The sequence below is a fragment of the Cellulomonas sp. P2_F12 genome, from assembly GCF_056403775.1.
Genome location: NZ_JBFUEV010000010.1, coordinates 20,539 through 36,269, shown reverse-complemented (window position 1 = coordinate 36,269; position 15,731 = coordinate 20,539). Strand labels below are relative to the sequence as shown.

General features: G+C 72.0%; 19 protein-coding genes. 9 read left to right on the top strand and 10 right to left on the bottom strand.

All coding sequences use genetic code 11. From position 1 onward, the window contains the following. Positions 1-41: 41 nt before the first annotated feature. Complete coding sequence (gene fabG, locus AC1DWH_RS17660) at positions 42-779, bottom strand: 3-oxoacyl-ACP reductase FabG (RefSeq protein ID WP_477094788.1); 738 nt, start codon at positions 777-779, stop codon at positions 42-44. Between the two features lie 133 nt (positions 780-912). On the opposite strand from fabG, the gene AC1DWH_RS17655 reads away from it, so the two are divergent. From AC1DWH_RS17655 to AC1DWH_RS17640, 4 genes are all read left to right on the top strand, one after another. After that, positions 913-1,272: a DUF3099 domain-containing protein gene (locus AC1DWH_RS17655; protein ID WP_477094787.1), complete on the top strand. Its 360-nt coding sequence runs from the start codon at positions 913-915 to the stop codon at positions 1,270-1,272. Continuing rightward, positions 1,269-1,511, top strand: a complete 243-nt coding sequence (locus AC1DWH_RS17650; protein ID WP_477094786.1) for a hypothetical protein — start codon at positions 1,269-1,271, stop codon at positions 1,509-1,511. Before AC1DWH_RS17655 ends, AC1DWH_RS17650 begins: the two co-directional genes overlap by 4 nt. Next, a complete protein-coding gene (locus AC1DWH_RS17645; RefSeq protein WP_477094785.1) occupies positions 1,508-2,482 on the top strand; it encodes an SURF1 family cytochrome oxidase biogenesis protein in 975 nt (324 codons plus the stop codon). Before AC1DWH_RS17650 ends, AC1DWH_RS17645 begins: the two co-directional genes overlap by 4 nt. A 67-nt stretch (positions 2,483-2,549) precedes the next feature. Continuing rightward, positions 2,550-3,404, top strand: coding sequence for a S1 family peptidase (locus AC1DWH_RS17640; protein ID WP_477094784.1), 855 nt, complete (start codon positions 2,550-2,552; stop codon positions 3,402-3,404). Positions 3,405-3,461: 57 nt separating this feature from the next. On the opposite strand, the gene abc-f is transcribed toward AC1DWH_RS17640, so the two are convergent. Next, entirely contained in the window at positions 3,462-5,060 is a 1,599-nt protein-coding gene (gene abc-f, locus AC1DWH_RS17635; protein ID WP_477094783.1) for a ribosomal protection-like ABC-F family protein, read from the bottom strand. A 162-nt stretch (positions 5,061-5,222) separates the two neighbouring features. Between abc-f and AC1DWH_RS17630 the strand changes: the two genes are divergently transcribed. The 5 genes from AC1DWH_RS17630 (at position 5,223) to AC1DWH_RS17610 (ending at position 8,711) form a co-directional block, all read left to right on the top strand. Then, complete coding sequence (locus tag AC1DWH_RS17630) at positions 5,223-5,897, top strand: biotin transporter BioY (protein WP_477094782.1); 675 nt, start codon at positions 5,223-5,225, stop codon at positions 5,895-5,897. A 7-nt stretch (positions 5,898-5,904) separates the two neighbouring features. Next, positions 5,905-6,618: an energy-coupling factor ABC transporter ATP-binding protein gene (locus tag AC1DWH_RS17625; RefSeq protein ID WP_477094781.1), complete on the top strand. Its 714-nt coding sequence runs from the start codon at positions 5,905-5,907 to the stop codon at positions 6,616-6,618. After that, positions 6,615-7,247, top strand: a complete 633-nt coding sequence (locus tag AC1DWH_RS17620; RefSeq protein ID WP_477094780.1) for an energy-coupling factor transporter transmembrane component T family protein — start codon at positions 6,615-6,617, stop codon at positions 7,245-7,247. The genes AC1DWH_RS17625 and AC1DWH_RS17620 overlap by 4 nt, the downstream gene beginning before the upstream one ends. A gap of 50 nt (positions 7,248-7,297) precedes the next feature. Beyond that, complete coding sequence (gene ypfJ, locus AC1DWH_RS17615; RefSeq protein WP_477094779.1) at positions 7,298-8,167, top strand: KPN_02809 family neutral zinc metallopeptidase; 870 nt, start codon at positions 7,298-7,300, stop codon at positions 8,165-8,167. Positions 8,168-8,312: 145 nt separating this feature from the next. Continuing rightward, positions 8,313-8,711 (top strand): META domain-containing protein, encoded by a 399-nt coding sequence (locus tag AC1DWH_RS17610; RefSeq protein WP_477094778.1) that lies wholly within the window; start codon positions 8,313-8,315, stop codon positions 8,709-8,711. Positions 8,712-8,868: 157 nt separating this feature from the next. Here AC1DWH_RS17610 and AC1DWH_RS17605 read toward each other — a convergent pair whose 3' ends face one another. Genes AC1DWH_RS17605 through AC1DWH_RS17570 form a run of 8 tightly spaced genes read right to left on the bottom strand, consistent with a single transcriptional unit; the run spans position 8,869 to position 15,611 of the window. Then, positions 8,869-9,204 (bottom strand): metal-sulfur cluster assembly factor, encoded by a 336-nt coding sequence (locus AC1DWH_RS17605; RefSeq protein WP_456846679.1) that lies wholly within the window; start codon positions 9,202-9,204, stop codon positions 8,869-8,871. Then, positions 9,201-9,692, bottom strand: coding sequence for a Fe-S cluster assembly sulfur transfer protein SufU (gene sufU / locus AC1DWH_RS17600; protein ID WP_456846678.1), 492 nt, complete (start codon positions 9,690-9,692; stop codon positions 9,201-9,203). Before sufU ends, AC1DWH_RS17605 begins: the two co-directional genes overlap by 4 nt. After that, positions 9,689-10,999 (bottom strand): cysteine desulfurase, encoded by a 1,311-nt coding sequence (locus AC1DWH_RS17595; protein ID WP_477094777.1) that lies wholly within the window; start codon positions 10,997-10,999, stop codon positions 9,689-9,691. Before AC1DWH_RS17595 ends, sufU begins: the two co-directional genes overlap by 4 nt. 8 nt (positions 11,000-11,007) lie before the next feature. Further along, positions 11,008-11,772 carry a Fe-S cluster assembly ATPase SufC gene (gene sufC / locus AC1DWH_RS17590; RefSeq protein WP_477094776.1) on the bottom strand — a complete coding sequence of 255 codons (765 nt, stop codon included), beginning with the start codon at positions 11,770-11,772 and terminating at the stop codon, positions 11,008-11,010. 20 nt (positions 11,773-11,792) lie between these two features. Continuing rightward, entirely contained in the window at positions 11,793-12,125 is a 333-nt protein-coding gene (locus AC1DWH_RS17585) for a non-heme iron oxygenase ferredoxin subunit (protein ID WP_456846675.1), read from the bottom strand. Further along, on the bottom strand, positions 12,122-13,423 hold the full coding sequence (gene sufD, locus AC1DWH_RS17580) for a Fe-S cluster assembly protein SufD (RefSeq protein ID WP_477094775.1): 1,302 nt from the start codon (positions 13,421-13,423) through the stop codon (positions 12,122-12,124). The genes AC1DWH_RS17585 and sufD overlap by 4 nt, the downstream gene beginning before the upstream one ends. Next, positions 13,423-14,871 carry a Fe-S cluster assembly protein SufB gene (gene sufB, locus AC1DWH_RS17575; protein ID WP_456846673.1) on the bottom strand — a complete coding sequence of 483 codons (1,449 nt, stop codon included), beginning with the start codon at positions 14,869-14,871 and terminating at the stop codon, positions 13,423-13,425. The genes sufD and sufB overlap by 1 nt, the downstream gene beginning before the upstream one ends. Next, a complete protein-coding gene (locus tag AC1DWH_RS17570) occupies positions 14,868-15,611 on the bottom strand; it encodes a helix-turn-helix transcriptional regulator (protein ID WP_477094774.1) in 744 nt (247 codons plus the stop codon). The genes sufB and AC1DWH_RS17570 overlap by 4 nt, the downstream gene beginning before the upstream one ends. Between the last annotated feature and the right edge of the window lie 120 nt (positions 15,612-15,731).

The following is a 15,731-nucleotide window of genomic DNA, read 5'->3' as shown; positions in this document are numbered from 1 at the left end:
GTGCGTTCCGTTCTCGTTGTCGCCGTGCTTCAGGAAGAGGATCAGTGGCCCATGCCGAGGCCGCCGTCGACCGGGATGACCGCGCCGGAGATGTAGCCCGCCGCGTCCGAGGCGACGAACTCGACCACGCCGGCCACCTCGTCGGGCTCGGCGAACCGGCCCAGCGGGATCGACTCGCGGTACGCCTTCTGCCTGTCCTCGGGCAGCGCACGCGTCATGTCGGTGTCGATGAAGCCGGGGGCCACCACGTTCGCGGTGATCGCCCGGCCGCCCAGCTCCCGGGTGATGGACCGTGCCATCCCGACGAGCGCCGACTTCGAGGCCGCGTAGTTCACCTGGCCGGCCGAGCCGTAGAGCCCGACCACCGAGGAGATGAAGATGATCCGCCCGCGGCGCAGCCGGATCATGCCCTTGCTGGCACGGCGGGCGCAGCGGAAGGCGCCCGTGAGGTTGACGTCGAGGACCTCGGAGAACTCCTCGTCGGTCATCCGCATGAGCAGCTGGTCGCGCGTCACGCCCGCGTTGGCGACGAGCACCTCGACCGGGCCGTGCGCGGCCTCGATCTGCGCGAACGCCGCGTCCACGCTGGCGGTGTCCCGCACGTCGCCGACCACGCCGAGGACGCCGGCCGGGAGCTCGCCCGAGCGGTAGATCGTGGCCACCTTGTCGCCGTTCGCCACGAACCGCTCGGCGATCGCGCGCCCGATGCCGCGGTTGGCACCGGTGACGAGGACGCTGCGCGGGGTGGGGGTGCTGGTGTTGTCGGAAGTCTCTGGCACGGGACACGACGCTATCCGACGTCCGCCGCACGTCACGGCAGGGTCCGCGCCCATGTTCGTCCCACGACGTTGTGGGACCTGCACAACACCGTCCCTCAGCATCGCCTCAGCCCAGCCGGACTACCATCAGGTGGTGAGCAGCAACCGTCGGCACCCGGAGGTCCCCCCGGGTGAGATCCACCGCATCACCTCGGCGCCCGAGGCGCTCGCCGACGACATGGCCCGCCGGCAGAAGCGCTACCTCGTCCAGATGGGGATCCGCGTGATCTGCTTCGCCGGCGCCGTCCTCAGCTGGGGCCACATCCCGTTGTGGGCCTCCCTCGTCCTCATCGTCGCCGCCGTCGTGCTGCCGTACTCGGCGGTGCTCCTCGCGAACGCCGGCCGCGAGCGCAGCGACTCGGACGTCTCCTTCATGACGCCGCGCGAGCTCGGCCCCGGCACCGGGCCCCGCGGGCTCGGACCGTCGGACGAGCGCCAGGACGGTCGCGAGTGAGCCTGTTCGGCCCCGTCCCCGACGCCGTCGACGAGCTGGTCTGCAGCAGCCGCGGCTGCCGCGCGACCGCCACGTGGGGTCTGCTCTGGAACAACCCCACGTTGCACACGCCGGAGCGCCGGAAGGTCTGGCTGGCGTGCGACGACCACCGCGAACACCTCAGCCAGTTCCTCGACGTGCGGGGCTTCCTGCGCGGCGTCGTCCCTGCGGCGGAGCTCGAGCCCGCCGCCGGGTCATGAGCCCCGCGACCCGCCGCGCCGTCGGCCTGGTCCTGCTCGGGGTCGTCGTCGCGGTCGCGTGCACGTTCCTCGGCCGCTGGCAGTGGAACCGCCACGTCTGGCGGGACGCGGCGATCGCCGTGGTCGAGACCAACTGGTCGGCGGACCCCGTGCCGCTCGACACCGTGCTGCCCGCCACCGGCACCGCGCTCACCGACGACGACGTCTGGCAGCGCGTGACCGTGGTCGGCCACTACGAGCCGGACGCCACCGTCCTGCTGCGCAACCGGCCCGTGGACGGCGCCCCGGCGTACCACGTGCTCGTCCCGTTCGTCGTCGAGGACGCCTCGGCGGGGACCGCGTCCACTCCGACGCAGGCGGGCTCGGTGCTCGTCGTCGACCGCGGGTGGGTGGATCCGGGCGAGGACGCGAGCGCCGACGTCGCGGCACCGGCCCCACCCGAGGGGTCCGTCACGCTCACCGCGCGGCTGCGGCAGGACGAGCCGGCCACCACCCGGAACGCACCGCCGGGGCAGGTCCAGGCGATCTCGGTCGACCAGGTGCTCGCCGTCGGCGGGGTCGAGGGCGACACGTACGACGCCTATGTGGCGATGACGTCGGAGGACCCGGCGGTCTCCCCCGTGCCGGGCCAGCTCCCGCCGCCGAGCACCGACCCCGGGTCGCACCTGTCGTACGCGTTCCAGTGGTGGACGTTCGCGCTGGGTGGCCTCATCGCGTTCTGCCTCGGCGCCCGCCGGGAGCTGCAGGACGAGCGGGCTGCGCTCGACGACGCGGCCCCTGTGGCACCCCCGCCCCCCGTGATGTCGAACGGCGTGGAGCTGTGGCCCACCCGCGACACCCCGCGCCCGCGTCGGGCGCCGACCGCCCCCGACGCCCCCCGACGCCGGGGTGGTCGCGACGAGGACGCCGAGGACGCGCTGATCGACGCCCAGCTGGGCGAGGGATCGGGCGGCGAGGAGCGGCCCCGCTGATCGGCTGGCGCGCCAGGGTCGCGCATGGTGTGGTGTGGATCACCAGACCAACCAGGAGGAACTTCGCATGCGACCCAGATTGCTCAAGTTCGTCGTCGCCTGTGCCATGGCACTGGGGCTCACCGCCCTCGGCGCGGCACCCGCGCTCGCCAGCACCGGCGGGACCGCCGACGGGAACACCCACCCGAACGTCGGACTGATCCTGTTCTACAGCGCTGACGGCCGGTTCCGGTGCAGCGCGACCCTCGTCTCGCCGACCGTGGTGCTCACCGCCGCGCACTGCACGGACGGGACGCTCGGCAAGACGCTCGTGACGTTCGACTCCGTCATCGCGGAGCAGCCGCCGACCCCGTTCCCGGTCGCCGCCGACCCGAGCGCCGGCTACACGCAGGCCGAGATCGAGGCGGCCGGCTACCTCTCGGGGACGGCGCACACGCACCCCGACTACTCCGACTTCACCGACGTCGGCAACTGGAACGACGTCGGTGTCATCGTGCTCGACCACCCGGTCACGGGGATCGCCCCGGCCGGCCTCGCGAGCCTGAACTACCTCGACGGGTTCGCGCAGCCGGTGCTCAACAAGACGCTGTTCACGGCCGTCGGCTACGGCACCGAGGTCCGCAAGCCGGAGACGGGCCCGCAGAAGCCCCAGCCGATGAGCTACCCGCTGATCCGCCGGTACGTCGAGATGCCGGGTCAGAAGCTCACCCCGCAGATCCTGCAGACCAACGGGAACGAGAAGGACAACCGCGGCACCGGCGGCACGTGCTTCGGGGACTCGGGCGGTCCGGTGTTCCTGAACGGCAGCATCGTCGCCGTCACCAGCTACGGGTACACCGAGAACTGCCGGTACCTCGGCGGCTACCAGCGGGTCGACATCTCCGTCGTCACGAGCTGGCTGGCCACCTTCGGCGTCGTCTGAGCCGACGGATGACGCCCCGGTCCGCGCGGCCGGGGCGTCGTCCAGCGGGCCGGCCGGTCAGGCCAGCGCGATGAGGTCGAGGTAGGCCGGGCTCCACAGGTCCTCGTCCCCGTCGGGCAGCAGCAGCACGCGCTCGGGGTCGAGCGCCGCGACGGCGCCCTCGTCGTGCGACACCAGCACGACGGCTCCGGCGTAGCCGCGCAGGGCCGCGAGGATCTCCTCGCGCGACGCCGGGTCGAGGTTGTTCGTCGGCTCGTCGAGCAGCAGGACGTTCGCGCTGGAGACCACCAGGGCCGCGAGCGCGAGGCGGGTCTTCTCGCCGCCGGACAGCACGCGCGCGGGCTTGTCGGCGTCGTCGCCCGAGAACAGGAACGAGCCCAGCACGGACCGCACCTGGGTCTCGGTGAGGTCCGGCGCGGACGACTTGAGGTTCTCGACGACCGTCCGGTCCATGTCGAGCGTCTCGTGCTCCTGCGCGTAGTAGCCGAGCTTGAGCCCGTGCCCGGAGTGGACCTCGCCGGTGTCGGACTTCTCGACGCCGCCGAGAATGCGCAGCAGCGTCGTCTTGCCGGCACCGTTGAGCCCCAGCACGACGACCTTGCTCCCGCGGTCGATCGCGAGGTCGACGTCGGTGAAGACCTCCTGGGACCCGTACGTCTTGGAGAGCCCGGACGCGGTGAGCGGCGTCTTTCCGCACGCGGCCGGCTCGGGGAAGCGCAGACGCGCCACCTTGTCCGACGCCCGGACGTCCTCGAGCCCCGAGAGCAGGCGCTCGGCGCGCCGGGCCATGTTCTGCGCGGCGACGGTCTTGGTGGCCTTGGCGCGCATCTTGTCGGCCTGCGCCATGAGCGCGGAGGCCTTCTTCTCGGCGTTGGCCCGCTCGCGACGGCGGCGCTTCTCGTCGGTCTCGCGCTGCTGCAGGTACGCGTCCCAGCCGAGCGCGTACTGGTCGAGCTGCGAGCGGTTCGCGTCCAGGTGGAAGACCTTGTTCACGACCGCACGCAGCAGGTCGGCGTCGTGCGAGATCACGATGAGCCCACCCGAGTACGACTTCAGGTAGTCACGCAGCCACATGATCGAGTCGGCGTCGAGGTGGTTGGTGGGCTCGTCGAGCAGCAGGGTCTCGACGCCCGAGAACAGGATGCGGGCGAGCTCGACGCGACGGCGCTGACCACCCGAGAGGGTCCCGATGGTCTGGCCGAGCACGCGCTCGTCGAGGCCGAGGTTCGACGCGATGCGGTGCGCCTCGCTCTCGGCGGCGTACCCGCCGGCCGCGTTGAACCGGGAGTCGAGCCGGGAGTAGCGGTCCATCGCCTTCTCCCGGACGGCGTCGTCCTCGCTGGCCATCGCCGTCTCGGTGGCGCGCATGGCACGCACGACCTCGTCGAGCCCGCGCGCCGACAGCACCCGGTCCATCGCGAGCTGCTCCAGGTCACCCGTGCGAGGGTCCTGCGGCAGGTAGCCGACGTCGCCCGAGCGGATGATCTGACCGCCGGTGGGCTGGGTCTCCCCCGCCAGGGTCTTGGTCAGTGTGGTCTTGCCGGCGCCGTTGCGACCGACCAGACCGATCCGGTCGCCGGCCGCGATGCGGAACGACGACTCCTCGAGCAGCACGCGTGCGCCGATGCGCAGCTCGACAGCCTGGGCAGTGATCACTTGATGGTTTCCTCCGAGTTCGCCGCGCTGGCGTTGGCCGCGGGCACAAACGCCACCAAGTCTACGACCGGCTAGCGTGGCGACCGGCCGCAGGGGACGGACGTCACATCCCCGCACCAGCGCGAACGCCCGCTTCCGCCACGACGATCGAGGGGTCACCCCATGTCCGCACCCGAGGACGAGACCGCCGCCGCCCTGCCCGCCCCCGTCGCCCGCGCCTCCGTGAGCACGGACGTCGCGCTCGTCGCCAGCTTCGCCGCCTTCATCGCCGTGTGCGCGATCCTGCCCGGCATCCCGACGCCGTCGGGCGTCCCCATCACCCTGCAGACCTTCGGTGTCATCCTCGCGGGCCTGGTGCTCGGGTGGCGTCGCGGCGGCCTGGCCGCCCTCCTCTACCTCGTGCTCGGGCTGGCCGGCCTGCCGATCTTCGCCGAGGGGACCGGCGGCCTGGTCGTGCTGAGCAAGCCGTCGGTGGGCTACCTGCTGGCCTTCCCGTTCGCCGCCGCGCTCGCCGGGGCCTTCGGCGGGATCGCGCTGCGGCTGGCCCCGCGGCTGCAGGCGTCGACGTTCGCGGCCCGCCTCGGCCAGTGGGCCGTCCGCACCACCTCCGCCTGGCGGTACCCGCTCCTCGTGGTCGCCGGCCTGGGCGCCAGCTTCCTGACCATCCACCCCGCGGGGATCGTCGGGCTGATGGCGCGCCTCGGGATCTCGTTCCGCGAGGCCCTCGCGATCGACCTCGTGTACTGGCCCGGCGACGTGATCAAGAACCTCGCCGCCGCTGCCGTCGCCGTCGCGATCTTCAAGGCCCTCCCCGACATGCTGCGCTCGCGCCGCTGACGCATCCGTGATCGTCCTCGACGACGTCCTCGTCACCGCCTACAGCCCCGACCCGGCGGGCGGCGCGGACCGCGTCGTGCGCCTGCTCGGTCCGGTGACGCTGGAGCTCGCCGAGCGGCGGGTCGCGATCGTCGGCGCCAACGGCTCGGGCAAGTCGACGCTGGCGCGCCTGCTCAACGGCCTCGTCCTGCCGTCGTCAGGGACCGTCCGCGTGGACGGCCTGGACACCGCCAAGGACGGGGCGGCGGTGCGCCGCAAGGTCGGGTTCATGTTCACGGACCCGGATGCCCAGCTGGTCATGCCGACGCCGGTCGAGGACGTGGCCCTCTCCCTGCGGCGCCTGCCGATGACGCTGGCCGAGCGCGACGTCGCTGCGCGCGCCGCGCTCGCCCGGTTCGGGCTGGCCGAGCACGCCGAGGTGCCCGTGCACGCCCTGTCCGGCGGCCAGCGGCAGCTGCTGGCGCTCGCGTCGGTCCTCGCCACGGAACCCGCGGTGCTGGTGTGCGACGAGCCCACCACCCTGCTGGACCTGCGCTGGCGGGGCGTCGTCGACCGCCTGCTGGCGGACCTGGACCAGCAGGTCGTCGTGGTGACCCACGACCTGGACGCCGCGCTGCGCGCCGATCGCGTGATCGTCGTCGACGACGGCGCCGTCGTGGTCGACGGGGAGGCCGGACCGGCCGTCGCGGCCTACCGCGCGCTGATGGAGGTCCGCTCGTGAGCGGCCCGATCCGGCCGCCGTGGGCCGGTCCGCTCGGCCTCTACCACCCCGGCACCACCGTCATCCACCGCGCGTCCGCCGGGTTCAAGCTCGCGTTCCTCGCCGTGTTCGCCGTCGCCGTCGTGTGGGTGCGCGGTCCCCTGTCCGCGGTGGTCGCCCTCGGCGTCGCCCTGCTCGCCCAGCTCGTCGCTCGCATCCCCTGGCACCGGACCACCCGCGGCCTCGTGCCCGCGCTGGTCACCGCCGCGCTCATCGGCGCCTACCAGTGGTGGGCCCGCGGCTGGGCGACGGCCGTCGAGGTCGCCGTCGACCTCGTCGCCCTCGTGCTCATGGGGGCAGTCGTCACGGCGACCACCCGCGCCGACACCCTGCTCGACGCGCTCGCGCGGCTGGCCCGGCCCTTGCGGCACGTCGGCCTCGCGCCGGAGACGTTCGCGCTGGCCGTGGGCCTGTTCCTTCGGACGATCCCGGTGCTCGCGCGCATGTCGCTCGAGACGCGGGACGCCGCCCGTGCCCGCGGGCTCGACCGGGAGCCGCGGGCGATCCTCGTCCCGGCGGCGGTGCGCATGGTGGCCCACGCGCGGGCAACCGGCGACGCGCTGGCCGCCCGGGGGCTCGGCGAGGACTGATCACCCGCTCTCGACGCGCGGGGCCGCCGATCCGTCGCTACGGTGCCTCGGTGACGTTCCAGGAGGGTGGCAGCTTCGGCGGCGGGCGTGTGCGCACCGGCGGCAACGGCGGGAAGATCGCGGCGGGCGGTGGCGGCGCCGTCGGGCTCATCGTGCTGCTCGTCTACCTGTTCTCCAACGGGCAGGTCGACCTGACCGGCGCCACGGGCGGCGGCGCGCCGCAGCCCGAGGGAACCGTCGGCGAGTGCACGGCGGAGCAGGCGAACACCGACCGCACCTGTCGGCTCAGCGCGACGCTCGACTCGCTCGACACCTACTGGGGCGCGACCGTCCCGGCGGCGGGCGCCCAGTTCAGCCAGCCGGACGCCGTCGCGTTCACCGACTCCGTCAGCACCGGCTGCGGCGACGCGACCAGTGCCACCGGACCCTTCTACTGCCCGCCCGACGCCACGATCTACCTCGACGTCGCGTTCTTCGACCAGCTCAGCCAGCTCGGCGGCGAGGACGGTCCGCTCGCCGAGGAGTACGTGGTCGCGCACGAGTACGGCCACCACGTCCAGCAGATCACCGGCGTCATGGACCAGGCCGACCGGCAGGGCACCGGCGCCGAGTCCGACTCCGTCCGCACCGAGCTCCAGGCCGACTGCTACGCCGGCATGTGGGCCGGCACGGCCGCCACGACGGTCGACCCCGACACCGGCGTGACCTACCTCGAGCCGATCACGCCGGAACAGCTGCAGAACGCGCTGAACGCGGCGGCCGCGGTCGGCGACGACAACATCCAGCAGCAGTCCGGGGGCGGCGTGAACCCGGACACGTGGACGCACGGGTCGAGCGAGCAGCGCGAGCGCTGGTTCACCACCGGCTACCAGCAGCGCACGTTCGAGGCCTGCGACACGTTCGCCGCCGACCAGCTCTGAGACACGACGAAGGCCCCAGGGTCAGCCCGGGGCCTTCGTCGACGAGCGTGGTCAGATGGTGAAACCGGGCCCGCACGCGCACGGACGCAGCGCATGGGTCATTGCCCCCTGTGAGCAGCGCGTTCGTGCTGCTAGCGTCGGCCGCGTGAGCCAACCGCGCGCGGCCTTGCTACGGATCGCCCTCCTCGTCGCCCTGAGCGGTGCGGCCTTGGCCGCCTGTTCCAGCAGCGAAGACTCGTCCGGAGCCGCTCTCGAGTCCAGCGACGTCACCGGGACCTGGTCGCAGACGGACACCGAGCCCCCGGTCGACCTCGAGCTCGTCGACGACGGCACGGTCAGCGGCAGCGACGGGTGCAACCAGCTGACCGGGACCTGGAAGATCGACGGCTCCGAGGTTCAGTTCGGTCCGTTCGCCGCGACCATGAAGGTGTGCGACAACGTCGACACCTGGCTGTCCGCAGCCGCATCGGCGAACGTCGACGGCGACCAGATGACGGTGTACAACGAGGACCACAAGGAGATCGGCGCCCTGTTCAAGCAGTGACGCCCGAACGATGAAGAGCCCGCACGCAACGACGAGTGCGGGCCGGCAACGATCAGTTCCGGAACGGCAGCGACGGTTCGCAGCTGACGAACATGCAGGTCAGCGACGCCGAAGGCCCCGGTCAGCATGCTGACCAGGGCCTTCGGATCTGTCGTCCTCAGATGTTGAAGCCGAGGGCGCGCATCTGCTCGCGGCCGTCGGGCGTGATCTTCTCGGGGCCCCACGGCGGCATCCACACCCAGTTGATGCGGAAGCCGTCGACCAGACCCTCGAGGGCCTGGGCCGACTGGTCCTCGATGACGTCCGTCAGCGGGCAGGCCGCCGACGTGAGCGTCATGTCGATGACCGCCGTGTTGGTCTGGTCGATGGTCAGCCCGTAGACCAGGCCGAGGTCGACGACGTTGATGCCCAGCTCGGGGTCGATGACGTCGCGCATGGCCTCCTCGACGTCGGCCACCGTGGTCGGGGCGGGCGAGGGCGTGTCCGTGCTCATGAGTTCTCCCGTGCGCCGGTCTTGATGAGTGCGTCGGTCAGCGCCGCCCAGCCGAGCAGGGCGCACTTGATCCGCGCGGGGTACTTGGCCACGCCGGTGAAGGCGGTGGCGTCGCCGAGGGTGTCCTCGGCCTCGTCGTCGAGGCCCGCGCCGCGCGTCTGCATGAGCGCGCGGAACGTGCCGCCGATCTGGTCGACGGTGGCCAGGTCGTTGCCGACCACCAGGTCGTGCAGCACGGACACGGAGGCCTGCGAGATGCTGCAGCCCTGCCCGTCCCAGCGCACGTCCCGGATGATCGCGCCGCCGTCAGCCGTGCTGTCGACGTCGACCTGCAGCGTGACCTCGTCGCCGCACGTCGGGTTCACCTGGTGCGACTCGCCCGTGTGCAGGTGCAGGTCGCCCGCCGCGCCCAGCCCCTTGCCGTGCGGGAACTTCGCGTGGTCGAGGATGACCTGCTGGTAGAGCTGCTCCATCGATCCCGTGCTCATGACACCTCCAGACCGAAGAACGCCCGGACCCCCGTCAGTGCTTCCCGGAAGACCTCGATCTCCTCGTCGGTCGTGTAGACCGCGGCGCTCGCGCGCGAGGTCGACGCTACGCCGAACCGCCGGTGCAGGGGCTGCGCGCAGTGGTGGCCCACCCGGACGGCTACGCCGGCGTCGTCGAGCACCTGCCCCACGTCGTGCGCGTGCACGCCGTCCACGACGAACGAGACCGTGGCCAGGCGGTCGCGGGTGTCCGTCGGTCCGATGACCCGCACGCCCGGCACCGACGCGACCGCGTCGAGCAGCAGGCCGGCCAGGTGCGCCTCGTGCGCGGCGACGGCGTCCATGCCCAGCTCCGCCAGGTACGACGCCGCGGCGCCCATCCCGACGGCCTGCGACACCATCTGCGTCCCCGCCTCGAACCGCTGGGGCGGCGGCGCGTAGGTGGTCGACTCCATGGTCACGACCTCGACCATCGACCCACCCGTGGTCACCGGCGGCATGGCCTCGAGCAGCTCGCGCCGCCCGTACAGCGCGCCGACCCCCGTGGGACCGAGCATCTTGTGCCCCGAGAACGCCGCGAAGTCGACCCCGAGCGCGGTCAGGTCGACCGGCAGGTGCGGCACCGACTGGCAGGCGTCCAGCACCGTCAGGGCGCCGACCGCGCGGGCGCGGGCCACGAACGGGGCCACCGGGGTGATCGCGCCCGTCACGTTCGAGGCGTGCGTGAACGCGAGCACCTTGGTGCGCTCCGTGACCACGGTGTCGAGGTCGTCGAGCCGGATGCGCCCGTCGTCCTCGACCCCGAGCCACTTCAGCGTCGCGCCCGTGCGGAACGCGAGCTCCTGCCACGGCACGAGGTTCGCGTGGTGCTCCGCCTCGGTCACGACGATCTCGTCGCCCGCGCCGAGCGCGAACTGCTGGGCAGCCGCTCCCCCGCGCCCGAGCGACGCGTTCGACATCGCGTAGGCCACGAGGTTGATACCGGCCGTGGCGTTCGACGTCCACACCAGCGAGCCCGGCGACACCCCGACGAACGACGCCACGCGGTCACGCGCGTCCTCGAACGCCTCGGTGGCCTCCTCGGCGAGCTGGTGGGCCCCCCGGTGCACGGCGGCGTTGCGCTGGATGTAGAAGTCCTGCTCGGCGTCCAGCACGACCTCGGGCTTCTGCGAGGTCGCCCCCGAGTCGAGGTACACCAGGGGCCGGCCGCCGCGCAGCGTCCGCGCGAGCAGCGGGAAGTCCGCGCGCACGGCTGCCAGCTCGGTCGCGTCGAGCGTCCGGGCCGAGCCCTCCAGGGTGCTGGTCACCGTGGTCCTCAGAGAACCGTGGCGCTCGACAGGAACCGGTCGTAGCCCTCGTTCTCGAGGCGCTCGGCGAGCTCGGGGCCACCCTCCTCGGCGATCTTGCCGTCGACGAAGACGTGCACGAAGTCCGGGGTGATGTAGCGCAGGATGCGCGTGTAGTGCGTGATGAGCAGGACGCCCACGTCGCCGCCGGCCTTGACGCGGTTCACGCCCTCCGACACGACGCGCAGCGCGTCGACGTCGAGGCCCGAGTCGGTCTCGTCGAGGATCGCGAACGCCGGCTTGAGCAGCTCCATCTGGAGAATCTCGTGGCGCTTCTTCTCGCCGCCGGAGAAGCCCTCGTTGACGGAACGCTCGGCGAACGCCGGGTCCATGCGCAGGTTGTCCATCGCGGTGCGCACGTCCTTGACCCACGTGCGCAGCGGCGGGGCGCTGCCGTCGATCGCGGTCTTGGCGGTGCGCAGGAAGTTCGAGACGCTGACGCCGGGGACCTCGACCGGGTACTGCATGGCGAGGAAGAGGCCGGCACGGGCCCGCTCGTCGACCGACATCGCGAGGACGTCGACGCCGTCGAGCGTCACGGTGCCCGAGGTCACCTGGTACTTCGGGTGGCCGGCGAGCGAGTACGCGAGCGTCGACTTGCCCGAGCCGTTCGGGCCCATGATGGCGTGCGTCTCGCCGCTGGCGACGGTCAGGTCGACGCCGCGCAGGATGGGCTTGGCGCCCTCCTTCGTCTCGACGCTGACGTGCAGGTCGCGGATCTCCAGGGTGGACATGCTGTTCCTTCCAGACTTCTTCAGAGCGGGGCGTCGACGTCGACCAGCACGCGCTGGCCGTCGACGGTCACGGGGTAGACGGGGACGGGCTGGACGGCGGGCGGGCCGGTCGGCTTGCCGGTGCGCAGGTCGAACCGCGAGCCGTGGAGCCAGCACTCGATCGTGCAGCCCTCCACCTCGCCGTCCGACAGCGAGACCGCGCCGTGCGAGCAGATGTCGCTGATGGCGTGCAGCTCGCCGTCGGAGTCACGCACGAGCGCGACCTCGACGGTGCCGTGCTCGGCCTCCAGCTCGACGCGGAACGTGCCCTCGACGGGCACGTCCTCGTCGTAGCAGGCCAGCTGGGCGCTCATGCACGCTCCGTCGTGAGGGACACCTCGGAACCCTCGACGTGGCCGCCCTCCGACAGGGCGTCCAGCACGCTCATGGACTTCTCCAGCTCGCGCTCGATCGCGCCGATGAGGCGCTCCTCGATCGACGGGACGCCGATCTCGTGGATCAGCTCGGCGAAGAACCCGCGCACGACGAGCCGACGCGCGTCGGCCTCGGGGATGCCACGGGCACGCAGGTAGAAGAGCTGCTCGTCGTCGAACCGGCCGGTCGCGCTCGCGTGGCCCGCGCCCTCGATGAGGCCGGTCTCGATCTCGAGGTTCGGCACCGAGTCGGCGCGCGCGCCGTCCGACAGCACGAGGTTGCGGTTGAGCTCGTAGGTGTCGGTGCCCTCGGCGGCCGCGCGGATGAGCACGTCGCCGACCCACACCGTGTGCGCGCCCTCGCCCTGCAGGGCGCCCTTGTACGTGACCCGCGAGATGCAGTTGGGCACCGCGTGGTCGACGAAGAGGCGCTGCTCCTGGTGCTGGCCGGCGTCGGCGAAGTACAAGCCGACCATCTTGACGTTGGCGCCCTCGCCGACGAACTCGGCGTCGGGCGTGATCCGCACGACGTCGCCGCCGAGCGTGACCGCGATGTGCTTGACGGTGGCGTCCCGGCCGATGCGCAGGCGGTGCGAGGAGGCGTGCACGGAGCCCTCGGCCCAGTCGTGCACCGTGACGACCGTGAGGTGCGCACCCTCCTCGGCGACGATCTCGACGGTCTCCGTGAGCGCGGCGTGCCCGACGTGGTCGATGACGACGACGGCCTGCGACAGCGGCTTCGCGTGCACCAGCAGGTGCGTGGCGCTGGGCTCGAGCGACGCCTCGTGCGTGCCGGCACCCTCGACGCCCTCGATGCGGATCGACGTCACCTCGGAGGCGACGGCCTCCTGCGGGATCGTGACGATCGTCGCGCGCGGGAACGACGCCCACGCCACGGCCGCGGTGCGGTCGCCGGGCTTGCCGGCCTTCCCCAGCCGCGCGTCGTCGCGCTCGACGATCTCGACGGTGACCTCGGGGGCCTCGACGACGGTCGTGAGCACGCCGTGCCCGTCCAGCACGCCGTCGGTCGCCCCGGCGAACAGCGGGGCGAGCCGGGCGACGGGAGCGAACCGCCACTCCTCCTCGCGGCCGTTGGGGACCGGGAAGTCGGCCACGTCGAACGACGTGGGGCGGGAGGCACGGGACGCCTCGGGCAGCGGCCCGACCCCGTGCGAGTGGCTCCCGTCGGCGGTGGCCCGCGTGTGGTCGGTCGACAGGGAGTCTGTGGTGGTCGTCATCAGCCGACGGCCCCTTCCATCTGCAGCTCGATGAGGCGGTTCAGCTCGAGGGCGTACTCCATGGGCAGCTCACGGGCGATGGGCTCGACGAACCCGCGCACGATCATGGCCATGGCCTCGGTCTCGGGCATGCCTCGGGACATCAGGTAGAACAGCTGGTCCTCGCTCACGCGCGACACGGTCGCCTCGTGGCCCATCGACACGTCGTCCTCGCGGACGTCGACGTACGGATAGGTGTCCGAGCGCGAGATCTGGTCGACCAGCAGGGCATCGCAGAGCACGTTCGACGCGGAGTGGTGGGCGCCCTCGAGCACCTGCACCAGACCGCGGTAGGACGTGCGGCCACCGCCGCGCGCGACCGACTTGGAGACGATCGAGCTGGACGTGTGCGGCGCGGCGTGCACCATCTTCGCGCCCGCGTCCTGGTGCTGGCCCGCGCCGGCGAACGCGATCGACAGCGTCTCGCCGCGTGCGTGCTCGCCGAGGAGGTAGATGGCCGGGTACTTCATGGTGACCTTGGAGCCGATGTTGCCGTCGACCCACTCCATGGTGGCGCCCTCGGCCGCGGTCGCCCGCTTGGTGACCAGGTTGTACACGTTGTTCGACCAGTTCTGGATGGTCGTGTACCGGACGCGCGCGTTCTTCTTCACGATGATCTCGACCACCGCGGAGTGCAGCGAGTCGCTCGAGTAGACCGGCGCCGTACAACCCTCGACGTAGTGCACGTACGAGCCCTCGTCGGCGATGATCAGCGTCCGCTCGAACTGGCCCATGTTCTCGGTGTTGATCCGGAAGTAGGCCTGCAGCGGGATCTCGACGTGCACGCCCGGCGGCACGTAGACGAACGAGCCGCCCGACCAGACCGCGGTGTTGAGCGACGCGAACTTGTTGTCCCCGGGCGGGATGACCGAGCCGAAGTACTGCTCGAAGATCTCCGGGTGCTCGCGCAGCGCGGTGTCGGTGTCGAGGAAGATGACGCCCTGCTCCTCGAGCGACTCCTGGATCTGGTGGTAGACCACCTCGGACTCGTACTGCGCGGCGACGCCGGCGACGAGGCGCTGCTTCTCGGCCTCCGGGATGCCCAGGCGGTCGTACGTGCTCTTGATGTCCTCGGGCAGGTCCTCCCAGCTGGTGGCCTGCTTCTCGGTCGAGCGCACGAAGTACTTGATGTTGTCGAAGTCGATGCCCGACAGGTCCGAGCCCCACCAGGGCATGGGCTTCTTGTCGAACAGGCGCAGCGACTTCAGGCGCGTCTTGAGCATCCACTCGGGCTCGTTCTTGAGCGCGGAGATCTCCCGGACCTTGGCCTCCGACAGACCACGGGTCGCGACGGACCCGGCGGTGTCGGCGTCGTGCCAGCCGTAGTTGTAGTTCCCGATGGAGGCGATGGCCTCGTCCTGGGTCATCTGCGGCGCAGCGGCCGCAGTGCTGTCGGTCTGTGCACTCATGCTGATTGTCCTTCCACGGAGAGCACGGGGTGGGCAGGGGCGTGGGGGGCGTTCGAGATCGGGATGTTGGTGGTGCAGACGTGGCCGCCTCCGGCCAGCGTCGAGAGGCGCTGCACGTGCACGCCGAGAAGGCGCGAGAACGCGCGCGCCTCGGCCTCGCAGAGCTGAGGGAACTCGTGGGCGACGTCCTGCACGGGGCAGTGGCCCTGGCACAGCTGCATGGCGGCGCCACCCGGGGCCGGGCGCGCGGACGCCGCGTACCCGTCCGCGGCGAGGCCCTCGGCCAGCGCCCGGACGCGCGCGACGACGTCGTCCCCGGCCGCCTCGACGGCGGCGGTGTGCCGCTCCTCGAGATCCCGGACCCGTCGCTCGGCGAAGCCCTGGACGGCCTCGGGCCCGGCGGTCTCGGCGAGGAACCGCAGCGCCTGCGCCGCGATCTCGGAGTAGCGGTGCGACAGGGCTGCCTGGCCGCGGCTGGTGACGACGTAGCGGCGTGCCGGGCGGCCGCGTCCCTGCGGGCCACGGGAGGCGCCGTCGTGCACGGCGATCTGGTCGGTGGCCTCGAGGACCCCCAGGTGCCGACGGATCCCGGCGGGCGCGAGGTCGAGCTGCGCGGCCAGCTCGGCGGCGGACACCGGCCCGGCGCTCGCGACGATCTGGAGCACGCGCTGCCGCGTGCCGGCGTCGGACTCGGGGCTGTCCGCCACGACGTGGTCGACCGAGGGCAGCGTCGCGCTCATGCCACACCTCCGGCGGTCTCGTCAGGCTGCGGGGGGAAGACGGCACCCCGCGATATTGGCAACATCCTTGTTGCCAATATCCATCCCTGCAAGCAAGGAGACCCTTCGCTGAGGGTCGCG